This is a genomic window from Micromonospora sp. ABR4_055, assembly GCF_056160425.1.
In genome coordinates this window covers 1-21,369 of sequence record NZ_JBSWXD010000086.1, presented here as the reverse complement: position 1 = coordinate 21,369, position 21,369 = coordinate 1, and the positions used below count along the sequence as shown (strand labels likewise).

At 72.0% G+C, this 21,369-nt stretch carries 21 protein-coding genes; 9 read left to right on the top strand and 12 right to left on the bottom strand.

From position 1 onward, the window contains the following. The first annotated feature begins 5 nt into the window (after positions 1-5). Positions 6-752 carry a bifunctional 1-(5-phosphoribosyl)-5-((5-phosphoribosylamino)methylideneamino)imidazole-4-carboxamide isomerase/phosphoribosylanthranilate isomerase PriA gene (gene priA / locus ACXAHD_RS19660; protein ID WP_281550579.1) on the top strand — a complete coding sequence of 249 codons (747 nt, stop codon included), beginning with the start codon at positions 6-8 and terminating at the stop codon, positions 750-752. Beyond that, the gene (gene hisF / locus ACXAHD_RS19655; protein ID WP_281550578.1) at positions 749-1,531 is read left to right on the top strand and encodes an imidazole glycerol phosphate synthase subunit HisF; all 783 of its coding nucleotides are present in this window, start codon (positions 749-751) and stop codon (positions 1,529-1,531) included. Before priA ends, hisF begins: the two co-directional genes overlap by 4 nt. 33 nt (positions 1,532-1,564) lie before the next feature. Here hisF and ACXAHD_RS19650 read toward each other — a convergent pair whose 3' ends face one another. After that, positions 1,565-2,041 carry a hypothetical protein gene (locus tag ACXAHD_RS19650; protein ID WP_281550577.1) on the bottom strand — a complete coding sequence of 159 codons (477 nt, stop codon included), beginning with the start codon at positions 2,039-2,041 and terminating at the stop codon, positions 1,565-1,567. Positions 2,042-2,097: 56 nt separating this feature from the next. Here ACXAHD_RS19650 and ACXAHD_RS19645 point away from each other — a divergent pair, with 56 nt between their 5' ends. Continuing rightward, the gene (locus ACXAHD_RS19645) at positions 2,098-3,615 is read left to right on the top strand and encodes a beta-N-acetylhexosaminidase (protein WP_281550576.1); all 1,518 of its coding nucleotides are present in this window, start codon (positions 2,098-2,100) and stop codon (positions 3,613-3,615) included. Here the strand turns inward: ACXAHD_RS19645 and yczE are convergent. After that, positions 3,590-4,336, bottom strand: coding sequence for a membrane protein YczE (gene yczE / locus ACXAHD_RS19640; protein WP_281550575.1), 747 nt, complete (start codon positions 4,334-4,336; stop codon positions 3,590-3,592). The two genes, ACXAHD_RS19645 and yczE, sit on opposite strands and share 26 nt — an antisense overlap. A gap of 59 nt (positions 4,337-4,395) precedes the next feature. Here yczE and yczR point away from each other — a divergent pair, with 59 nt between their 5' ends. Continuing rightward, on the top strand, positions 4,396-5,856 hold the full coding sequence (yczR, locus tag ACXAHD_RS19635) for a MocR-like transcription factor YczR (protein WP_281550574.1): 1,461 nt from the start codon (positions 4,396-4,398) through the stop codon (positions 5,854-5,856). A gap of 25 nt (positions 5,857-5,881) precedes the next feature. Here the strand turns inward: yczR and ACXAHD_RS19630 are convergent, their stop codons facing one another. Continuing rightward, positions 5,882-7,708 (bottom strand): AMP-dependent synthetase/ligase, encoded by a 1,827-nt coding sequence (locus ACXAHD_RS19630; RefSeq protein ID WP_475052307.1) that lies wholly within the window; start codon positions 7,706-7,708, stop codon positions 5,882-5,884. 382 nt (positions 7,709-8,090) lie between these two features. Here ACXAHD_RS19630 and ACXAHD_RS19625 point away from each other — a divergent pair, with 382 nt between their 5' ends. Together ACXAHD_RS19625 and ACXAHD_RS19620 are read left to right on the top strand one after the other, a co-directional pair. Beyond that, complete coding sequence (locus ACXAHD_RS19625; protein ID WP_289213167.1) at positions 8,091-9,305, top strand: S8 family peptidase; 1,215 nt, start codon at positions 8,091-8,093, stop codon at positions 9,303-9,305. A gap of 266 nt (positions 9,306-9,571) precedes the next feature. Continuing rightward, a complete protein-coding gene (locus ACXAHD_RS19620; RefSeq protein WP_475052305.1) occupies positions 9,572-10,954 on the top strand; it encodes a S8 family peptidase in 1,383 nt (460 codons plus the stop codon). Positions 10,955-11,020: 66 nt separating this feature from the next. Here the strand turns inward: ACXAHD_RS19620 and ACXAHD_RS19615 are convergent, their stop codons facing one another. From ACXAHD_RS19615 to ACXAHD_RS19600, 4 genes are all read right to left on the bottom strand, one after another. Then, complete coding sequence (locus tag ACXAHD_RS19615) at positions 11,021-11,329, bottom strand: PepSY domain-containing protein (protein ID WP_289213166.1); 309 nt, start codon at positions 11,327-11,329, stop codon at positions 11,021-11,023. A gap of 106 nt (positions 11,330-11,435) precedes the next feature. Then, on the bottom strand, positions 11,436-11,633 hold the full coding sequence (locus ACXAHD_RS19610) for an ATP-binding protein (RefSeq protein ID WP_475052302.1): 198 nt from the start codon (positions 11,631-11,633) through the stop codon (positions 11,436-11,438). Next, positions 11,630-12,589: a terpene synthase family protein gene (locus tag ACXAHD_RS19605; protein WP_281550569.1), complete on the bottom strand. Its 960-nt coding sequence runs from the start codon at positions 12,587-12,589 to the stop codon at positions 11,630-11,632. Before ACXAHD_RS19605 ends, ACXAHD_RS19610 begins: the two co-directional genes overlap by 4 nt. A gap of 87 nt (positions 12,590-12,676) precedes the next feature. Then, positions 12,677-13,312, bottom strand: coding sequence for a TIGR03085 family metal-binding protein (locus ACXAHD_RS19600; protein WP_475052300.1), 636 nt, complete (start codon positions 13,310-13,312; stop codon positions 12,677-12,679). A 176-nt stretch (positions 13,313-13,488) separates the two neighbouring features. On the opposite strand from ACXAHD_RS19600, the gene ACXAHD_RS19595 reads away from it, so the two are divergent. Beyond that, complete coding sequence (locus tag ACXAHD_RS19595) at positions 13,489-15,435, top strand: ABC transporter ATP-binding protein (protein ID WP_281550567.1); 1,947 nt, start codon at positions 13,489-13,491, stop codon at positions 15,433-15,435. A gap of 113 nt (positions 15,436-15,548) precedes the next feature. Beyond that, positions 15,549-17,282: an ABC transporter ATP-binding protein gene (locus ACXAHD_RS19590; RefSeq protein ID WP_281555625.1), complete on the top strand. Its 1,734-nt coding sequence runs from the start codon at positions 15,549-15,551 to the stop codon at positions 17,280-17,282. A gap of 63 nt (positions 17,283-17,345) precedes the next feature. Here the strand turns inward: ACXAHD_RS19590 and rpsD are convergent, their stop codons facing one another. Further along, complete coding sequence (rpsD, locus tag ACXAHD_RS19585) at positions 17,346-17,957, bottom strand: 30S ribosomal protein S4 (protein ID WP_281550566.1); 612 nt, start codon at positions 17,955-17,957, stop codon at positions 17,346-17,348. 73 nt (positions 17,958-18,030) lie between these two features. Between rpsD and ACXAHD_RS19580 the strand changes: the two genes are divergently transcribed. Continuing rightward, the gene (locus ACXAHD_RS19580) at positions 18,031-18,780 is read left to right on the top strand and encodes a DUF2470 domain-containing protein (RefSeq protein ID WP_281550565.1); all 750 of its coding nucleotides are present in this window, start codon (positions 18,031-18,033) and stop codon (positions 18,778-18,780) included. Between the two features lie 15 nt (positions 18,781-18,795). On the opposite strand, the gene ACXAHD_RS19575 is transcribed toward ACXAHD_RS19580, so the two are convergent. From ACXAHD_RS19575 to ACXAHD_RS19560, 4 genes are all read right to left on the bottom strand, one after another. Beyond that, the gene (locus ACXAHD_RS19575; protein ID WP_281550564.1) at positions 18,796-19,422 is read right to left on the bottom strand and encodes a TetR/AcrR family transcriptional regulator; all 627 of its coding nucleotides are present in this window, start codon (positions 19,420-19,422) and stop codon (positions 18,796-18,798) included. A gap of 26 nt (positions 19,423-19,448) precedes the next feature. Next, positions 19,449-20,204, bottom strand: coding sequence for an ABC transporter permease (locus ACXAHD_RS19570; protein ID WP_281550563.1), 756 nt, complete (start codon positions 20,202-20,204; stop codon positions 19,449-19,451). Next, on the bottom strand, positions 20,201-20,941 hold the full coding sequence (locus ACXAHD_RS19565; protein ID WP_281550562.1) for an ABC transporter ATP-binding protein: 741 nt from the start codon (positions 20,939-20,941) through the stop codon (positions 20,201-20,203). The genes ACXAHD_RS19570 and ACXAHD_RS19565 overlap by 4 nt, the downstream gene beginning before the upstream one ends. A gap of 232 nt (positions 20,942-21,173) precedes the next feature. Next, a partial coding sequence (locus ACXAHD_RS19560; protein ID WP_475052294.1) for a hypothetical protein occupies positions 21,174-21,369 on the bottom strand: 196 nt, incomplete at its 5' end.

The following is a 21,369-nucleotide window of genomic DNA, read 5'->3' as shown; positions in this document are numbered from 1 at the left end:
GATCCGTGACCCTGACCCTGCTTCCCGCTGTCGACGTCGCCGACGGCCAGGCCGTCCGCCTGGTCCAGGGCGCGGCCGGTAGCGAAACCTCCTACGGTGATCCGCTGGAGGCGGCGCTCGCCTGGCAGCGTGACGGGGCGGAGTGGATCCACCTGGTCGACCTCGACGCCGCCTTCGGCCGCGGCAGCAACGCCCATCTGCTCGCCGAGGTGGTCCGGCAGCTCGACGTGGCGGTGGAGTTGTCCGGCGGGATCCGCGACGACGAGTCGCTCGCCGCCGCGTTGGGCACCGGCGCGGCCCGGGTCAACATCGGCACCGCCGCGTTGGAGGATCCGGTCTGGTGCGACCGGATCGTCGCCGAGTTCGGCGACCGGGTGGCGATCGGCCTGGACGTGCGTGGCCGTACGCTGGCTGCCCGAGGCTGGACCCGTGACGGCGGCAACCTGTTCGAGATCCTCGAACGGCTGGACAAGGCCGGGGCCGCGCGGTACGTGGTCACCGACATCACCAAGGACGGCACCATGCGGGGACCGAACCTGGACCTGCTCCGTGAGGTGTGCTCGCGGACCGACGCGCCGGTGATCGCCTCCGGCGGCGTCTCCACCCTGGATGATCTGCGGGCGCTTGCCACGCTGGAATCGGCCGGGGTGGAGGGTGTGATCGCCGGCAAGGCGCTGTACGCGGGCGCGTTCAGCGTCGCGCAGGCGCTCGCCGCGCTGCGCGACGCCGGTCGCCCGGAGGTTTCCGGGTGAGCGTCGCGGTCCGGGTGATCCCCTGCCTCGACGTGGACGCGGGCCGGGTGGTCAAGGGGGTCAACTTCGTCGACCTGCGCGACGCCGGGGATCCGGTCGAGCTGGCCGCCGCCTACGACGCGGCCGGAGCGGACGAGCTGACCTTCCTCGACGTCACCGCCTCTTCCGACGCCCGCGGCACCATGCTGGACGTGGTCCGCCGGACCGCCGAATCGGTGTTCATCCCGCTCACCGTCGGCGGCGGGGTGCGTTCGGTGGAGAACGTGGACACGCTGCTGCGCGCCGGGGCGGACAAGGTCGGGGTGAACACCGCGGCGATCGCCCGTCCCGGTCTGATCGCTGAGGTCGCCGACCGGTTCGGCCGGCAGGTGCTGGTGCTGTCCCTGGATGTACGCCGCGCCGGGCGGGAGACGGTCGCCAGCGGCGACACGCCGAGCGGGTTCGAGGTGACCACCCATGGCGGTCGGCGGGGGACCGCGATCGACGCGGTGGCCTGGGCGCGGCGCGGGGCCGAACTGGGTGCCGGTGAGATCCTGCTCAACTCGATGGACGCCGACGGCACCAAGGCGGGTTTCGACGTCGAGCTCATCGCTGCGGTACGGGCGGTGGTCGACATACCGGTGATCGCCAGCGGCGGTGCCGGTGCCACCGCGCACTTCCCACCGGCGGTGGCCGCCGGGGCTGACGCGGTCCTCGCCGCGAGCGTGTTCCACTTCGGCGAGCTGACCATCGGCGCGGTCAAACAGGAGCTGCGTGACGCCGGCCACCCGGTGCGCTGACCGCCGTAGCCGACCCCGTCGACCCGCCCGAGGTCAGGCCCGGCCCTGCTGGGCGGCGGCGGAGTTCTCCACCGAACGCCGGGGCACCGGCGGCAGGAAACGCCCGGTGTATTCGAGCATCGCGGCGGCGTGGTCCTGGTCGTCCAGCCGCCACTCGGCCTCGGTGGCGGCGTACCGCTGGTCGAGCACCCCGTGCACACTGTCCACCGTGGTGGTCAGACCGCTGCGTGGCCGGTCCCGCCACAGCTGTTCCCCGGCCTCGGTCACCAGGAACCAGCCGTCGCTGACCGAGATCAGGTCGGCACCGAGCAGTCGGCGTACCCCGGTCTCTATTTCTTCCCGGGTGGGGATCGCCTGGTTGAGGTGTTCGGCGGTGGCGAGCACGTCGACCAGACGTACCCCTTCGGGTCGACGACTCAGCGGCGACCTGCGGTGCCGACCCACCTTGCCCGCGATGACCGCCGAGACGAAGATCCACGCGTCCGACCAAGCCCACCCCTCGTCCATCATCTGCCCATGATGCCGCGCCGGGCGCGCGGGCGGAACTCCTGTGCTTGGCTGTGGACATGCTTTTGCCACGTCCCACCCACCTGATCCGTGAGGCCGGGCATTTCGCCCTCGATGCCGCGACCAGCGTGTGCGCGCCGGTCGGTGTCGCCGACCTGCTGCGCGAGCTGCTCACCCCGGCGACCGGGCTGCCGTTGCCGCCGGTCGGGGCACCCGGCGATGGCGTGATCAGCCTGCTGGTGCGCGATGATCCCGAGCTCGGTGCCGAGGGCTACCGGCTGCGGGTCGACCCGGCCGGGGTCCGGGCGGTGGCCGCCGCCGAGGCCGGGCTGCGCTGGGCGGTGCAGACGCTGCGGCAGTTGCTGCCCGAGCAGGTGTACGCGGCCGGCCCGGTCACCGGGGTGCCGTGGCGGCTGCCGATGGTGGAGATCGTCGACGTGCCGGCGTACCCCTGGCGGGGGTCGCTGCTCGACGTGGCCCGCTGGTGCCACCCGTTGCCGCTGCTCTACCGCTACGTCGACGTGCTGGCCATGCACAAGCTCAACACCCTGCACCTGCATCTGACCGATGACCAGGGTTGGCGGTTCGAGGTGCGGCGGTACCCCCGGTTGACCGAGGTGGGCGGGTTCCGCGTGGCGTCGCCGGCCGGTCACCTCCGGGACGGCCGCAGTGACGGGGTGCCGCACGGTGGCTGGTACCGGCAGGCGGAGCTGCGTGACCTGGTGGCGTACGCGGCTCGGCGCGGCGTGCGGATCATGCCGGAGATCGACCTGCCCGGGCACGCCCAGGCGGCGATCGCGGCCTATCCCGAGTTCGGCAACGATCCGACCCGCCAGTTGGCAGTCGGGACGACCTGGGGGATCTCCACCCACGTACTCAACCTGGAACCGGCCACGTTGGCCGCCGTGCACCACATCCTCGACGAGGTGGTCGAGGTCTTCCCGTTCGAGTACGTGCACGTCGGCGGGGACGAGGTGCCGACCGCCGAGTGGGCGGCGAACCCGGCGGCCGTCGCTCGTGCCACCGAACTCGGCCTGCCCCGGGTGGCGGACCTGCAGGGCTGGTGGACCGGGCGGCTCGCCGAGCATCTGGCGGGCCACGGCCGGCGGACTGCAGTCTGGGACGAACTGCTCGACCGGGGTGCACCGGCCGGGGCCACCGTCTTCGCCTGGCGGGGCATCGACCGGATCGACGCGGCCCGGGCCGCCGGTCTGCCGGTGGTCGCCGCGCCGTACAGCCACACGTACTTCGACTGGGCCGAGTCCGACGATCCGGCCGAGCCGTTGGCCATCGCCGGGGTGCTGCCGCTGCGCACGGTGTACGGGTTCCAGCCCGGCGACGTGCTCGGGGTGCAGGGGCAGCTGTGGAGCGAGTACCTGCCCACCGAGCAGCGGGTGTGGTGGCGGGCCTTCCCCCGGCTGGCGGCGTTGGCCGAGGTGGGCTGGTCCGGACCGGTGCCGACCGACGACACCGGCGCGGTCCCGCCCGGGGTGTGGGCGGAGTTCCGTAGCCGGCTGACCGGGCAGCTGCGCCGGCTGGACCGGGCCGGTGTCAGCTACCGTCCACCGGATGACTGACCGCCGGGACCGGCTCGGGCGCGGTTCTGTCGGGCGCGGCTGCGTCGGTGGGTACGGTGCACAGCGGCAGGAAGAACTGCACCAGCGGTCCGATGCCGACGGCGTAGAGCACGGTGCCCAGCCCGGCGGTGCCGCCCAGCAGCCAGCCGCACGCCAGCACGGTCAGCTCGATCACGGTGCGGACCAGCCGGACCGAGCTGCGCGGGTGCCGGGCCACCCAGCCGGTCATCAACCCGTCCCGGGGGCCGGGGCCCATCCGCGCCCCGATGTACAGGCCGGTGGCCAGGCCGTTGAGCACGATCCCGGCGACCAGGAACGTGCCCCGGACCGGCAGGTGCGTCGGTGCCGGCAGTAGTGCGAGGCCAGCGTCCACCGCGACGCCGATCACCACCACGTTGCTGACCGTGCCGAGGCCGGGCCGCTGCCGCAGCGGTATCCACAGCAGCAGCACGGCGCCGCCGACGAGCACCGTGACGGTCCCGAAGCTCAGCCCGGTCAGCTGGGTCAACCCCTGGTGGAAGACGTCCCACGGGTTCAGCCCGAGATCCGACTCGATCATTAGCGCCATGCTGACGCCGTACAGGGTGAGGCCGGCGTAGAGCTGTCCGAGCCGCCGGGGCAGTCGCCGACCCGGGTGGCGGCCGGGGCGGCCGCCGGGATGGTGACCGGGGTTGGGATCCGGTCTGCAGCGGAGTCCACCGCCGTTGCCAATTCTGGTCATGCATGCCACTCTGAAGTCCAATCGGCGATGGCGGTACGGCCAATTGGAGGCAACTGGTTATGGCGGTGATCGTGCGGGGGAGCCAATTGGCCCGGCTGCTCGGCCAGTGGCATGCCCTGCCCGGCCGGCGGCGCAACCCGGACTACGCCGCGTTGGCCGGGGCGGTCCGCGGCCTGCTCGCTGACGGGCGGCTGCCGCTCGGCGTACGGCTGCCGGCCGAGCGGGAACTGGCCGAGGCGCTGCGGATCAGCCGGACCACCGTCACCGCCGCGTACCGCAGCCTGCGGGAGACCGGCCACCTGACCAGCCGCCGGGGAGCCGGCAGCTGGACCACGTTGCCCAGCGGCCACCAGGTCGCCAGCTCCGGGCTGTGGACTGCGGAGACCGCCCCCGACATGATCGACTTGGGGTACGCGGCGCTGGCCGCCCCGCCCGAGCTGGTGCCGGCGGCCCGGGCCGCCGCCGAGGACCTGCCCCGCTACCTGCAGCACGCCGGCTACTACCCGACCGGGCTTGCCGAGCTACGGGCCTCGGTAGCCCAGGGCTACACCCGGCGTGGTCTGCCCACCAGCGCGGAACAGATCATGGTGACCAGCGGCACCCAGCACGCCCTCGACCTGGTGCTACGGCTGCTGCTGCCAGCCGGCGCGCCGGTGCTGGTCGAGTCGCCCACCTACCCGAACGCGCTCGCCGCGCTCGCCGCCCGCCGGGCCCGGATCGCCACCCACGGACTGGCGACCACCGACGGCGACGGGTGGGACGCCGACCTGCTGCTCGGCGCGATCCGGCAGGACCGGCCCCGGTTGGCCTACCTGATCCCCGAGTTCCAGAACCCGACCGGTCACCTGATGTCGACAGCGCTGCGGGAGCGGGTGGTCGCGGCGGCCCACGCCAGCGGCACCGACCTGGTGGTCGACGAGTCGTTCGTGGACCTGCCGCTGGACGGCACCCCGGTGCCGCCGCCTACCGCGGTCTTCGACCGGCATTCCCGGGTGATCTCCGTCGGGGGGATGAGCAAGCCCTACTGGGGTGGGCTGCGGATCGGCTGGGTGCGGGCCTCGGCGCCGTTGGTGCAGCGACTGGCCGCGCTGCGGGTCGGGGTGGACATGGCCGGTCCGGTGCTGGACCAGCTGGTCGGGGTCCACCTGCTGGCCGCTGCGGACACCATCGTGCCGGCCCGGTTGGCGCAGCTCACCGCCCAGCGGGACGCGTTGCTCGCCGAGCTGGCCAGCGTGCTGCCCGAGTGGCGGGTCACCGTGCCGCACGGCGGGGTGACCCTCTGGGCGGAGCTGGACGGCCCGATCTCCAGCGCGCTCGCCAGGGCGGCTGAGGAGTCCGGGGTACGACTGGCCCCTGGTCCCCGGTTCGGCATCGACGGCACCCTGGAGCGGTTCCTGCGGTTGCCGTTCACCCTGCCGGTGCCGGTGCTGACCGATGCGGTACGACGGATCGCCGCCGTGCGCTACGACCTTGACCGCACCAGCCGCCGCCAGTGGCGGGAACCCGCTATGATCGCCTGACGGCGGCTGGTGCCCGACCCCACGGTCAGATCTCGGCGAGCTGACCGGCGTACATCCGGTCGATCTCGGCGGCGAAGTTGTTCTCCACGATCCGGCGTTTGATCTTGAGCGACGGCGTCATCTCGCCGTCCTCGATGGTCAGATCCCGACTGAGGATAGCGAACTTCTTGATTGTCTCCCACCGGTTGAGCTTGGCGTTGAGTTCGGCGACGTAGCCCGCCACCAGAGTGTGCACCTCGGGCGAGGCGACGATCTCGGCGTACAGTCGGCCGGCCAGCGGTCCGTCGGCGGCCCATCCGGTGATGGCGTCCGGGTCCAGGGTAACCAGCATGGTGCAGTAGTTGCGGGCCTGGCCGATCACCACCGCCTGCGAGGTGTACGGACAGACCGCCTTGAACAGGCCCTCGATGTGCGACGGTGCCACGTACTTGCCACCGGACGTCTTGACCAGGTCCTTCTTGCGGTCGGTGATGGTCAGGAAGCCCTCGTCGTCGAGGTTGCCGATGTCGCCGGTGCGGAAGAACCCGTCGGCGGTGAACGCCTCGGCGGTCTCCGCCGGCAGGTTGTGGTAGCCACGCATCACCGGTGCGCCGCGCAGCAGCACCTCGCCGTCCTCGTCGATGCGGCACTCCAGGTCGCCCAGCGCCTGCCCGACGGTGCCGATCTTGATCTGGACCGGCCGGTTGACGAAGTTGGCCGCGCTCGCCTCGGTCAGCCCGTAGCCCTCGCAGATCGGCAGGTTGGCGGCGGCGAAGAACTCGGCGATGTCCGGGCTTAGCGGCGCCGAACCGGAGACCAGCGCGTTGATGTGCCCGCCGAGGCGGGCCTGGAGCTTGCTGAAGACCAGCTTCTCGGCGATCGCGAACTTGAGCTTCAGCCCACCCGACACCGGCCGGCCGGCCTGTTGCCGGGCGACCCGCTGGCGACCGACGCCGACCGCCCAGTCGAAGATCCGGGCCTTGGCGCCGCCGGCCTCCTGTGCTGTGGTGACCGCCTTGTTGTAGACCTTTTCGAAGATCCGCGGGGCGGCGCACATCAGCGTGGGCCGGACCACCGACAACATGTCGACCAGTTTGTCCACCCGGCCGTCCACGTAGGTCGGAAGTCCGACGTGGATGATGCTGCATAGCAGGGTCTTGCCGAACGAGTGCGACAGCGGCAGCCAGAGGTACTGCAGGTCGTCGGGGTTCATGATGCCCAGCTGGGACTGGGCGACAGCCTCCCAGCACCAGCCCCGGTGCAGCAGCTCGACGCCCTTGGGCCGCCCGGTGGTGCCGGAGGTGTAGATCAGGGTGGCCAGGTGCTCCGGCTCGATGGTGGTGGCGATCCGTTCGATCAGGCCGGGTTCCTCGGCGAGTGCCTGGGCGCCGCGTTCCTCCAGCTCGGCCAGGGTGAGCTGGGGGACCGTCGAGGCGGGGTCGGCTGCTCCGTCGATGAGCACCACGTGGGTCAGCGCGGGCAGGTCCGCGCCAACCATCTTGTCGGCCTGGGCGCGGTTCTCAGCGATCAGGATCTTCGAGCCGGAGTCGCCGACGATGAACGCCGCGTCGGCCGGCTCGGTGGTGGGGTAGACGGTGGTCGTCGCGCCGGCGGCGCACATGATGCCCAGATCGGCCAGCACCCATTCGATCCGGGTGTTGGCCAGGATGGCCACCCGGTCCTCGTTGCCGACGCCCAGCCCGTACAGGCCGGCGGCGATCGCCCTGGTCCGGCCGGCGACCTCGGCCCAGGTCATCCAGGTCAGGCCGGAGTCGCCGGGGGCCGGTCCGGCGATCGCGTTCCGGTCCGGCGTGGCAGCCACCCGCTGCAGAAACATGTCGGGAATCGACCGGTATGGGACGTCGAGAGCCATCGGGTCCGTCGCCTCCGCATATGTGATAGTGAGCGCCGTCACGTAAATTCTGTGTTACCGAACAGTAGTGCCAGGGTCGGCTTTCGGCTAGCCCCAAGCGTCGCCCAGCGCGGCAAACCCGGCCAGGTCTCGCGGTGCCGTTCCTCGTCAAGGGCTGGTTCGCCCGTGCCCGGCGGTGTCCGGCGGCGGTGCCCGGCTTCGGGGTCGGCGGCCCGGGCCGGCGCCGGGCACCGCAAACCATGCGTCGGCGGTATAGGGATATCGATATATAAACCTGCCTACGCTCCTGCATACGATCCCATCGATCGATATCCCGATCGCCCGCCCGCGACCGAGACGGCCACAAGCCGACGCGGGTGTCCGCATCCAGGAAGGAACAGGGATGACCGTTCTTCGTACCACCGGCCGCCGGCTGCTGCTGGCCGGCTGCGCCGCCGCCGTCGCCACCGCGCTGGTTGGCAACCCGGCGGCCGCCGCTCCGGCCGGGGAGATCAAGCTCGCCGGCGGGGCCACCGCGGTCGCGGGCAGCTACATCGTGGTGTTCACCGACGCCGCCGTCGCGGCCCGGAATGACGCGGCCCGCGCGGTCGCCGTCGCCGACCGGGCCGACAGCCTCGCCGCACAGTACGGCGGTGCCGTCAACCGTGTCTTCGGCGCCGCGGTCAACGGCTTCGAGGCGCGGCTGTCGCCGTCGGCCGCTCGCCGGCTCGCCGCGCACTCGTCCGTGGCGTACGTGGAGCAGAACCACACCGTGTCGCTCGCCGCGACCCAGAACAACCCGCCGTCCTGGGGTCTGGACCGCATCGACCAGCGCAACCGGCCGCTGAACAACGCCTACACCTACCCCACGACGGCAAGCAACGTCACCGCGTACATCATCGACACCGGCATCCGCACCACGCACAACGACTTCGGTGGGCGGGCCCGCGCCGGCTACGACGCGTTCGGCGGCACGTCGGCGGACTGCAACGGACACGGCACCCACGTCGCCGGTACGGTCGGCGGCAGCGCGTACGGGGTGGCCAAGGGCGTCCGGCTGGTCGCCGTTCGGGTGCTCAACTGTTCCGGCGGCGGCACCATCGCCGGGGTCGTCGCCGGGGTCAACTGGGTCACCGCCAACGCGGTGAAGCCGGCGGTGGCGAACATGAGCCTCGGCGGCGGGGCCAGCAGCACGCTGGACAGCGCGGTGGCGAACTCCATCTCCTCCGGCGTCAGCTACGCGGTGGCGGCCGGCAACTCGAACGCCAACGCCTGCAACTACTCGCCGGCCCGGGTCTCCAGCGCGATCACCGTCGGCGCCACCACCAGCAGCGACGCCCGCGCGTCGTACTCCAACTACGGCTCCTGCCTGGACATCTTCGCGCCGGGTTCGTCGATCACCGCACCGTGGTACAACAGCAACACCGCGACCAACACCATCAGCGGCACCTCGATGGCTTCCCCGCACGTGGCGGGTGCCGCCGCTCTGGTGCTCGGCCGGTTCCCCTCCTACAGCCCGTCCCAGGTGGCCAGCTACCTGGTCAGCAACGCCACCACCGGCGTCGTGTCCAGTGCGGGCTCCGGCTCGCCGAACCGCCTGCTCTTCGTGGTCAACTGATCCGGTGATCAGCTGACCGATCCGACGAGTCGAGCAGTGCACGCGGCCCCCGGGCACCCCAGCGCCCGGGGGTCGCACCCGTTGCTACCGCCGAATGGTGACAGTGCTGAGGGTAGTCGTATGCATACTGCGAGTAGTATGACCGAAGAGATATAGGAAACTGTCAATCAGCTCCGACCTACGATCGGTCCGATCGGCATCGTCGATCGTTCATCTGTCCGCAGTGGGCGCTCCGCTGTGGATCAAAGATCGAAGGAAGGACGGAGATGACACCCTTGCGCACGCACGTCCGGCGGGCCCTGGTACTGGTCGTGGCGGCGGCCGTCGCCACCATCACGGTCACCCCGCCGGCCGCGGCCGCACCCACCGGCGAGATCCGCCAGGCGGGTGGCGCCACCGCGGTGACGGGCAGCTACATCGTCACGTTGAAGGCCAGCACGGTGAGCGGCTCCCGCACCACGCGGACCGCCCGGATCGCGACCCGCGCCGCCGCCCTCGCCGGCACCTACGGTGGTGTGGTCAACCGGCTGTACGAGACCGCCTTCACCGGCTTCGAGATCAAACTCTCCGAGGCCGCCGCCCGTCGCCTGGCGGCGCACTCGTCCGTGGCGTACGTGGAACAGAACCACACCGTCTCGCTGGCGGGCACCCAGGTCAACCCGCCGTCCTGGGGTCTGGACCGGATCGACCAGCGTTACCTGCCGCTGGACCGCTCCTACACCTACCCGAACACCGGTTCGACGGTCACCGCGTACATCATCGACACCGGCATCCGGTTCGACCACACCGACCTCAGCCCCCGGGCCGTCCCCGGGTACGACGCGTTCGGCGGCACGTCGGCGGACTGCAACGGGCACGGCACCCACGTCGCCGGTACGGTCGGTGGCACCAGGTTCGGAGTGGCCAAGCAGGTCCGGCTGGTCGCCGTCCGGGTGCTCAACTGCTCCGGCAGCGGGACCGTCGCCGGGGTCCTCGCCGGCGTCAACTGGGTCACCACCAACGCCGCCGGCCGACCGGCGGTGGCGAACATGAGCCTCGGCGGCGGGGCCAGCGCCACGCTGGACAGCGCCGTGACCGCCTCGATCGCCTCCGGCGTCAGCTACGCGGTGGCGGCCGGCAACTCGAACGCCGACGCCTGCAACTTCTCGCCGGCCCGGGTGACCGCCGCGATGACCGTCGGGGCCACCGACCGCAACGACAACCGGGCACCGTACTCCAACTGGGGACGCTGCCTGGACCTGTTCGCGCCCGGATCGCAGATCACCTCGGCCTGGCACACCAGCCCGACCGCTACCAACACGATCAGCGGCACCTCGATGGCCGCCCCGCACGTGGCCGGCGCGGCCGCCATGGTGCTGCAGGCGTACCCGAACTACACCCCGGCGCAGGTGACCGCCTTCATCCTGCGGCTCGCCACGCCGAACGTGGTGGTCAACCCCGGGCCCGGCTCGCCGAACCTGCTGCTCTACGTGCTGTTCCGGAACATCATCACTCCGGTACCGACGCTGACCGTCAATCCGACCGTGATCCCGACCCTCACCCCACGCCCGACCTTCACCCCACGCCCGACGCTGACCCCACGCCCGACGTTGACTGCGGTGCCGACGCTGACCCAGCGTCCGCCGCTGCTGCCCGCACCGATCGGCTGATCCGTCCGGCCGCCGGGACGGGCGGCACCTCGTCCCGGCGGCCGGCCGACCGGCCCGGACCGCCACTCAGCGATCCCGGCGGTCGTCATCGTCGTCGCGGTCGACCTTGACGATGTCTCCAGTCACCCGATCGATGTCCAGGTCCCACTCGACGCCGTCGGCTACGACCTCGACCTCCCAGATCGGCCGGCCGTCCGTGCCGGTACGCGGTACCGAAGTCGTTTCCTGTCCCGACTCGCTGGCGACCACAGCCGGGCTGGGTGACCCGGCACCGCCGGTCACGTCCTGGGCCGCCGCGCCGAGCGCGGTGCCCGCGACGGCGAGCGCGGCGACCGCACCCAGCCCGATCATCACGATCATCGGTCTGCTGGCCATCTCCAACCTCCTGTCGTCGTGGTACGACCAAAGGTTCGCCCGTCGCCGGATAGCGGCACGCTGCGTCGTCGACAAAGCGGGGTTGAACCGAACGGGCCGGGCTGGCTCAGCCGCCGGTGGGCGGCCCGAACCGCAGCGTCACCACCGCGCCGGGGGAGCCGTCGGCCAGCTCGAGCCGACCACCGCTGGCCTGCGCGGCCCGGCGGGCGATGTCCAGACCCAGACCGGTGGAGCCGGCCCCTGAGACGCCACGTAGGACCAGCCTGTGCGGCATGCCGGGGCCGTCGTCGGCGACGGCGGTCACCCGGGCTGGTACCGGCTGGAGTTCACCGACCAGTCGTAGGTGCCACGGATCCAGTTTCGTCGCGTCGCGACCAGGCGGGCCACCGACGGCGGCGCGTCGGTCAGCACCTCGGCCTGCAGCCGGAGGAACAGCGCGAGACCGTCGTTGAACCGTTCGGCGGCGGTGGCCAGAGCCGCCGCCGGACCGTGGCCGGTCTCGTGGGCGATCACGGTGGCCAGGTTGTGGGGATCCTGGCCATGTTCCTTGCCGTACGAGAACAGGTCGTTGCACCAGCAGACCAGATCCGCCGCCACAGTGTTCAGTCTGGCGAGCCTCGGGTCAACCCGGTGACGGGAATGCGGCAGTCCGCTTTCGGCGAGGTCGGTGAGCGCGAAACTGGGCAGTACCGCGCCGGCGTGCCGGCGCATCTGGATGTACTCGGCGACCGCCGGCACCCGGCCCTGCTGGCGGTTGCCGGCTTCCCAGAGCAGCGCGAAGAGGTACTGGTGCAGCGAAGCGGTGAACCGAAGCAGGACCCCGGGCCGGCCCAGCCGGCGGATCCGGTGGCACAGATCCTCGAGGGTCAGCGTCAGCGGCGACCGCTCGGCCGGATCGTCCGGGTCGGTCGGTGGCGTCGCACCGGGTCCGTCGAGTGCGCGCATCAACTGGCTGATCACCGGTGCGACCCGGCCCGGGTCGGTGCCGAGCCCGTCCTCGTCACACCGGTCGTCGAGGGCGAACAGCCAGGTGATCAGGTCACTGAGCAGCTGCACCCGGTCGATGTCCGCGTCGGGCGCGGCCCGGGCGGCCAGCTCGGCGGCGTTGGCGCGGTGCAGCCGGGCGACACGCTGCGGATCGGCGGTCAGCCCGTGCCGGTCCGCCCAGCTCGCCGATGCCCGGGCGAGCGTCGACCGGTACGGGCTGGCACGGGGCCGGAACGGTGGGGCGACCACGGACGTCGGTGCGAACGCGCGCATACGGCCTCCAGCCGGCCGCCCAGGGAAGGGAAGGCGTGCCGGTATGATCATCATCGCGGTCCGGGCGGGCCGCGACGAGGATCATCGCTAGAAGCCGAAGCGGGCGTTACGCAATCGTTCTTCGACCGGGGCGGCGCAGTCCATCTGGACCCGGGCCACCCGCTGCCGGCCGGTCAGGAAGAGCACCAGTTCCCCGGGTGGGGCGCTGATCGACACCTGGTCCCCGCCGGTCCCGGTCCCGGTCGCCACGTCGCCGTAGCCGTCGGCGACGACGGTGACCGTGCCGGGGAACCTGCGCAGCCGCAGCTTGGTCAGCGCCGAGACGCGCTTCCACAGTGCGGCCTGCTCGCCGGGCGGCAGGTCCCGGGTCTGCCAGTCCGGCTGGGCGCGGCGGACGTCCTCGTGATGGATGAAGAACTCCATCAGGTTGACCACCTCGTCGGTGATTCGGTTGCTCACCGGACTCCACGCCGGTGGCTGCCGGACCATCCGTACCAGGTCCGGGAAGGATCGGGCGGCCAGTTCGAGCCGGACCCGTTCGCTGTAGCCGCGCAGCAGCGGCAGCCAGATGCCCGCTGCCGCGTCGGGCCGCTGCTCCCGGACGATCAGGTGCGCGGCGAGATCCCGGGTGGTCCACCCGACGTTCACCGTAGGGGCATCCGGACCAACGGCAAGGAACAGGTCGGCCAGGGCATGACGTTCCATCTGTGCGAACCGCGCCATGACCCGATCCTAGGCGCGCGACGGACGTCGTGCCGAGCAAGTCGACGTTGCGGTACGGGGCCAGGTGCCGGCGCCGGGGGGCGTGCTGTGTCGGTGGCCACAGTCGTCGTACCCCGCTGGCATTGTGGGTCGGTAAGGACGAGATTTGATGATCAGGACTTACAGTCGGGGGTAGCGTGGCCAATCGAACAAGCCGTGACGTCCTGCTCCGCGGCCTGTGGGTGCTCGGCCAGGGCATCCGCGAGCAGCCAGGGCTGTTCACCGTCGGCGTCGGCGGCAGCGTCGTGTTCGGGCTGCTCACCATCGCCAGTGCGTACGTGGTCGGGGCGATCGTGGGAGAGGTGGTGGTCCCGTCGATCGAGTCCGGGCGGGTGGAGACCGGCCTGCTCGGAGCCGGCGCGGCGGCCCTGCTGGCGGTGAGCGTGGTCAAGGTGGTGGGCATCTTCGGCCGGCGGCTCGGCGCCGGCTTCATGCAGTACCGCCTGCAGGCCAGCTACCGCCGCCGGGTCACCCGTCGCTACCTCGACCTGCCGATGTCCTGGCACCAGCGGCACCCCACCGGCACCCTGCTGTCGAACGCGAACTCCGACGTCGAGGCGACCTGGTTCCCGGTCGCCCCGTTGCCGTTCGCCGTCGGCACGGTGGTGATGCTGGTCACGGCGATCGCCGCACTGTTCGCCACCGACTGGGTGCTCGCACTGGTCGGGCTGGCGGTGTTCCCGGCGCTGTTCGCCCTCAACGTGGTCTACTCCCGCCGGATGGCGCCCCGGCAGGTCCGGGCGCAGCAGTTGCGGGCTGAGGTCAGCGGGATCGCGCACGAGAGCTTCGACGGCGCCCTGGTGGTCAAGACCATGGGGCGGGAGGCCCAGGAGACTGCCCGGTTCGCCGGCCGGGCGGTCGAGCTGCGCGACGCGCTGATCTCCGTCGGCCGGCTGCGCGGGCTGTTCGACCCGTTGCTGGAGACCCTGCCCAGCCTCGGCACCCTCGCCGTACTGCTGGTCGGTGCCGCCCGGCTGCGGCAGGGCGCGGTGAGCGTGGCCGACCTGGTCAGCGTCGCGTTCCTGTTCACCGTGCTGGCCTTCCCGGTCCGGGCGATCGGCTGGGTGCTGGCCGAGCTGCCGCGCAGCGTCGCCGGATGGGACCGGGTGCGGCACGTGCTCACCGCCACCGGCGAGATGCCGTACGGCGACACCGAACTGCCCGCCGCCGCCACCCCGGCGAGTCTGGTCTTCGACCGGGTCTGGTTCAGCTACCGACCCCCGGTCGGCGAGCCCACCGCGCCGGCCCCGGCCGACCAGCCCGTCGACCGGACCGCGGTCACCGTGCCCGGCGCCGACGCCGCGCTGCCGCCGGTGCTGCGCGACGTCTCGTTCACCGTGCCCGCCGGGCGGACCGTGGCTCTGGTCGGGCCGACCGGAGCCGGTAAATCGACCATCGCCGCGTTGGCCGCCCGGCTGGTCGACCCCACCGCAGGCCGGGTCATGCTGGACGACGTCGAACTGCCCTGGCTGACCGCCGGCTCGCTGGCCCGCACGGTCTCCCTGGTCGCCCAGGTGCCGTTCGCCTTCGACGACACGGTCCGGGCGAACGTCACCCTGGACCGGCCAGGGCTGACCGACGAGGTGGCCTGGTCGGCGCTGCGGCTGGCCGAGGCGGACGGGTTCGTCGCGGCGCTCGACGACGGGTTGGACACCGTCGTCGGTGAGCGCGGCACCACACTCTCCGGCGGTCAGCGGCAGCGGCTCACCCTGGCCCGCGCGTTGGCCGGGCAGCCCCGGCTGCTGGTGCTCGACGACGCGACCAGCGCCGTCGACCCCCGGGTGGAGGCGGCGATCCTGGCCGCGCTGCGCAACTCCGAGATCGCCACGTCGATCCTGATCGTCGCGTACCGGCGGGCCACCATCGCCCTCGCCGACGAGGTGGTCTACCTCGACCAGGGCCGGGTGGTGGACCACGGCACGCATCAGCAGCTGCTGGCCCGCTGCCCCGGCTACAACGACCTGGTCACCGCGTATGAGCAGGCGGAAGCGGAGCGGGAGCGGACCCGGTCCGGCACCGGCACCGCCAGCGGCGACGGCGATCCCGGCGGTGGTCCGGCGCGGGCGGCGGAGGTGGTCGCGTGAGTGCGCCCACCGTCGACCGGTCCGACCGCGAGCGTCGAGGCGACCCCGTTGCCCCGTCGGGCGGGTCGGCCGCCGGCCCGCTGGCAGGCAGACCCGAGTCGACCTGGCAGACGATGCGTCGCGGGCTGGCGCTCTCCCCGGAGCTGCGGACCGGGCTGGCCGGCACCCTGCTGCTGGCGTTGGTGTCGATGATCGGCCGGGCCGCCATCCCGGTCGCGGTCCAGCAGGCCATCGACAACGGCCTGCGCGCGCCGGGCGGCCCCGATCTCGAAGTGGTGGGCACGATCGTCGCGGCCACCACCGCCGTGCTGGTCGTGACGACCATCTGCGGCTACTTCATGGTGCGCCGACTGTTCACGGTCAGCGAGACCGCGCTCGCCGCCGTGCGGACCCGTGCGTTCCGGCACGTGCACGACCTGTCCATGCTGCACCAGCAGTCCGAGCGGCGCGGTTCGCTGGTCAGCAGGGTCACCAGCGACGTCGACCAGATCACCCAGTTCCTGCAGTGGGGCGGGGTCATCCTGCTGATCAGCATGGGTCAGGTGGTGGTGACCGCTGCCGTGATGGCGGTCTACTCGTGGCAGCTGACCCTGGTGGTCCTCGCCGCCTTCGTTCCCGCGCTGCTGATCATCCGGGCGTTCCAGCGTCGGCTCGCGGCCGCGTACGGCGTGGTCCGTCAACGCACCGGCGCGCTGCTCGCCGCGGTCGCGGAGAGCGTGGTCGGTGCGGCGGTGATCCGGGCGTACGGCGTGTCCCGACGCACCGCCGGTCGGCTGGACGAGGCGATCGAAGGGCAGCGCCGCGCCCAGCAGCGTGCGCTGCGGACCAGCGTGGTCAGCTTCTCCACCGGGGAGATCGCCGCTGGCCTGGCATTGGCCGGGGTGGTGGTGGTCGGCGTCCGGATGGGGGTGGACGGCGGACTGACCGTCGGCCAGCTCACCGCGTTCCTGTTCCTGGTGACCCTGTTCATTCAGCCGGTCCAGATCGCCACCGAGGTGCTCAACGAGGCGCAGAACGCGATCGCCGGCTGGCGGCGGGTGCTCGACGTGCTGGACGTCGCTCCGGATGTGGCCGACCCGGGCGCCGACGGGGTGCACCTGCCCGGCGGGCCGCTGGACGTGCGGTTCGAGCAGGTCTGCTTCGCCTACCCGGGCGGGCCGCCGGTGCTCTCCGAGGTGGCCTTGGAGATCCCGGCGAAGACCCGGGTGGCGGTGGTAGGCGAGACCGGCAGCGGCAAGACGACCTTCGCGAAGCTGCTCACCAGGCTGATGGACCCGGTGTCCGGGCAGGTCAAGCTTTCCGGCGTACCGCTCGACCGGGTCCGGTTCGAGTCGCTGCGGTCCCGGGTGGTGATGGTTCCGCAGGACGGTTTCCTGTTCGACGCGACGGTCGCCGAGAACGTCCGGTTCGCCCGCCCGGAGCTCACCGACGGGCAGCTGACCGCCGCCTTCGCGGAGTTGGGGCTGGCCGACTGGGTGACGGGCCTGCCGGACGGGGTGCACACTGCGGTGGGTGAGCGGGGCGAGGCGCTCAGCGTCGGTGAGCGGCAACTGGTGGCGCTGGTCCGGGCCTACGTGGCGGATCCGGATCTGCTGGTGCTCGACGAGGCGACCAGCGCGGTGGACCCGGCGACCGAGGTACGGCTGCAGCGGACCCTGGAGGCGGTCACCCGGGGTCGCACCACGGTGGCGATCGCGCACCGGCTGTCCACCGCCCAGGCGGCCGACGAGGTGATCGTCATGGACCGTGGCCGGGTGGTGCAGCGGGGCCCGCACGAGGAACTGCTCGCCGATCCGGAGTCGGTCTACGGTCGGCTCTTCGCCTCCTGGCTGGAGCAGACCCGGTGACCGCCGGCTCCGCGCCGAACCCGCCAGGCAGGCCACCGGGCCGGCAGGTACGGCGCCCTGGGGTCAGCGGGAGTAGAACTCGACGACCAGCTGCTCGTCGCAGATGATCGGCACCTCGCGGCGGGCGGGCTCGCGAATCAGGGTCGCGGTCAGTTCGGTGAGGCTGACCGACAGGTACGGCGCCCCCGGCCCGTCGCCGGCGTGCGCCCCGGCGGCGGCGATCTGGAACGGCGGTTTGGTCCGGCTGCGTTCCCGGACCTGGACCAGCTGACCCGGGCGCAGCCGGTACGACGGCCGGTCCACCTTGTGACCGTCCACGGTGAAGTGGCCGTGGGCGACGAGCTGCCGTGCCTGGTAGATGGTGCGGGCCAGGCCGGCCCGGTGCACGATCGCGTCGAGGCGTCGCTCCAGCAGCGTGACCAGAGCCTCGCCGGTCTTGCCGGTGCCGCGTACCGCGTCGTCGAACGCGCGCCGCAGTTGGGTCTCGTTGACGTTGTACTGGTGCCGTAGCCGCTGCTTTTCCAGCAGCCGCACCTGGTAGTCGGAGGGCTTGCGGCGGGCGCGGCCGTGCACGCCGGGCGGGTACGGCCGCCGCTCGAAGTACCGGGTGCACTTGCGGGTCAGCGGGATGCCGAGGGCGCGGGAGATGCGCGCCTTGGGTCGTGGGTGGTTCACGTGGACGTCTCCGGTTCAGTAGGTTAGCCTGCCCTCACTAAGGTGAGCCTAACTGATCTCGGAGGTCCGTGTCATGCAGCCCAGTCCCGCGGAGATCGCCCGGACGATGGCATCCGGCCGGCTGCCCGGCATGGCGCACGTCGCCTGCCGCCCCGGACCGCACGCCGTACGGCACGCGACCGACCCGATGGGGCGGATCCTGCTGCTCGCCGCCGGGTCCGATCTGCTCGACAGCGCGCTGCGACCCGTCGCCGGCACCGACGACACCGCCGTGGTGCTGGAGGTGGCCGACGTACCGCCGGTGGCCGGTTCGCCGACGCACGGCCGGGTCTGGGTGTCCGGCTGGGTCGGCCCACTCGACGGCGCCCCCGCCCGGATGGCCGCACTGGACTTCGCCGACGTGCACGCCTGCCCCGACCTGCTCGACATCGGCCGGGGGGCCACCATCTTCAGGATGGAGGTGGCCGAGGTCCGGCTGGAACGCTGTGGCGTCACGATCGACGTCGACCCGGACGAGTACGCCGCCGCCGAGCCCGACCCGATCGGCGCCGTCGAGTCGGAGCTGCTCGCCGACCTCGCCGACCACCACCGGGCCGAGATGACCGCGTTCATCCGCCGGCAGTTGCGCGACGCCGGTCACCGGTCATTGGCCGGGGATCCGCAGGTCGTCCGGATGGACCGGTACGGTTTCGTGGTCGCGCTCGGCCCGCACGGGCCGCGCGCCCGGTTGGCCTTCCCGGCCCCGGTCCGTGATCGCGCCGAACTCGCCCGCCTGCTGCACCCGGTGCTCTGCCGGCGCTGCGCCCCACCGGCCGCCGCCTGACGCGGGGCAGCAGACTCAGCCCGGCGTCGTCTCGGCCGCCCCGGCTGCTGTGGTCAGCGGCCCCGTCAGGTAGCGCTGGATCGTCGGACCGACCGCTGCGGCCACCTCATCGGCCACCATGGTGGACAGCGGTGCCAACCGCAGGATGTACCGGACCACCAGCAGACCGGCCATCTGCGAGGCGACCAGAGCGGACCGGATCGGCAGCTCCGCCGGTTCGATGTCGAGCTGGCCGAGCACCCGCCGGATGATCTGGGTGGTGACGAACTCGCGCATCAGCCGGGCGGTCCAGTCGTTGGTCAACGCCGACCGCAGCAGCGCCAGGGCCGCCACCCCGGCCGGCGAGTCCCAGACCCCCAGCACCAGCCGGACCAGCCGTTCGCCGACCTCGTCGGGCCCGCCGGCAAGCGCCTGCGGAAGCAGCTCACCCGGATCGACCGGCGCATCCATCGCGGCCAGGAACAGGTTGTCCTTGGTGCCGAAGTAGTGGTGTACCAGCGCCGGGTCGACACCGGCCGCCGCGGCGATCGCGCGCACCGACGCCTGGTCGAAGCCACGTTCGCCGAAGACCTGCCGGGCGGCGGTCAGGATCGCCTCGCGGGTGTCCGGGTTGCCCGGTCGTCGCCCGGTGCGTCGTGCCATCGGTACCGCTTCCTGTCGCGTCGGGTTCAGCCGCTGCGGCGGCGCAGCGTCGCGGCGGCGAGGACCAACGCGGCCACCACTGCCCCGGCGACCACGGTCAGGTCACGCCAGAGCGTCGCGGTCGGCTCCGGATGCGCCCCGACCTCGGTCAACGCCGACACGGCGTAGGACAGCGGCAGGACGTTGCTGATCGCCTCCAGCCAGCCGGCCATCTCGTCGCGGGCGACGAACAGCCCGCAGAGCAGCAGCTGTGGGATCACCACCACCGGCATGAACTGTACGGCCTGGAACTCAGTGCGGGCGAAGGCGCTGCACAGTAGGCCGAGCGCCACCCCGAGCAGCGCGTCGAGCACCGCGATCGCGATCACCAACGCCGGGCTGCCGGCGGTGGACAGGTCGAACAGCCAGTACGCCACAGCGCTGGCCAGGGTGGCCTGCACCGCCGCCGCGAGCCCGAACGCGATGCCGTAGCCGAACAGCAGGTCCAGCCGGCCCAGCGGGGTGGTGAGCAGCCGTTCCAGGGTGCCGCTGGTGCGTTCGCGCAGCATCGCGATGCTGGTCACCAGGAACATGATCACGAACGGGAAGACGCCGAGCATGATCAGCGCGACCCGGTCGAACAGCGCCGGCTGCCCGCCGGTGGCGGGCTGGTCGCCGTACATGTAGTAGAGCAGGGTCAACAGCAGCGCCGGTACGACGACCAGCAGCGCGACGGTACGCCGGTCGTGGCGCAGCTGGCGCAGCACGCGGCCGACCGTGACGGCCAGAATCCTCGGGTTCACCGGTCTGCTCCTCGGCTCGGGTCGGTGGTCTGATGGTCGCGGATCAGCCGCAGGAAGGCCTCGTCCAGGTCGTCGGTGCCGGCGGCGGCGCGGATCGCCGCCGGGGTGTCGTCGGCTATCAACCGACCGTCGCGGATCAGCAGCAGCCGGTCGCACCGGCCGGCCTCGTCCATCACGTGGCTGGAGACCAGCAGGGTGGTGCCGGCGGCGGCGAGGGCGTGGAACCGGGCCCACAGCTCGGCCCGCAGCACTGGGTCCTGGCCGACGGTCGGCTCGTCGAGCACGACGAGTTCCGGGCGGCCGACCAGCGCGCAGGCCAGCGAGGCGCGACTGCGTTGGCCGCCGGACAGGTCGGCCACCAACTGTCCGGCGGCTGCGGCGAGCCCGACGTCCGCCACGGCCTGGTCGGCGTCGGCCGCCGGCAGGCCGTACAGGGCGGCGAAGTACCGGGCGTTCTCCCGGACCGTGAGGTCGGCATAGACGCTCGGCGCCTGGGTGAGATATCCGACGGTACGCCGCAGCTGCGGTGCCCCGGCCGGTCGGCCGAACACCCGGACCTGTCCGGACCGGACAGTCTGCACGCCTACGACGGCCCGCATCAGCGTGCTCTTGCCACTACCGCTCGGACCGAGCAGTCCGGTGACGCTGCCGCTGCTGACGGTGCACGAGACGCCGTGCAGAACGCGGCGTCGGCCGCGGTCGACCACGAGGTCGGTGACCTCGACGACGGGGTCCATGGCTGCCTCCGAAGAAATTCATCATCTGATGAACTCAACGATAGTTGAATTACCTCGGCTGGTCCATGGGCGACGGCAGCCGCGGTGGTGGCCGGCGGTCGCGGTGGTGGCCGCCAGCGCCGTAGGGCTGCGATCCTGGACCGCGTGGAATCGTCAATGGAACGCACGGTGACTGTCAGCGAGGCCGCAGGGCGGGTCGGACTCACCGCGCACACAACCTCACCGTCCTGGACTACCAGATCGACGCCTGCCGCAGCGAGGTGCGGCGGACCGCCACGCCGTAACGCCGGGCTGCGGGCGCTGCGGGACGCCGACCTGGGGGGGGGGGGGGGGGGGGGGGGGGGAGACACCAAAAACCCAACCACAAAAACAAAAAAAACAAACCCACACAAAACCACGCCAACCCCCACACCACCCACCACCCCCCC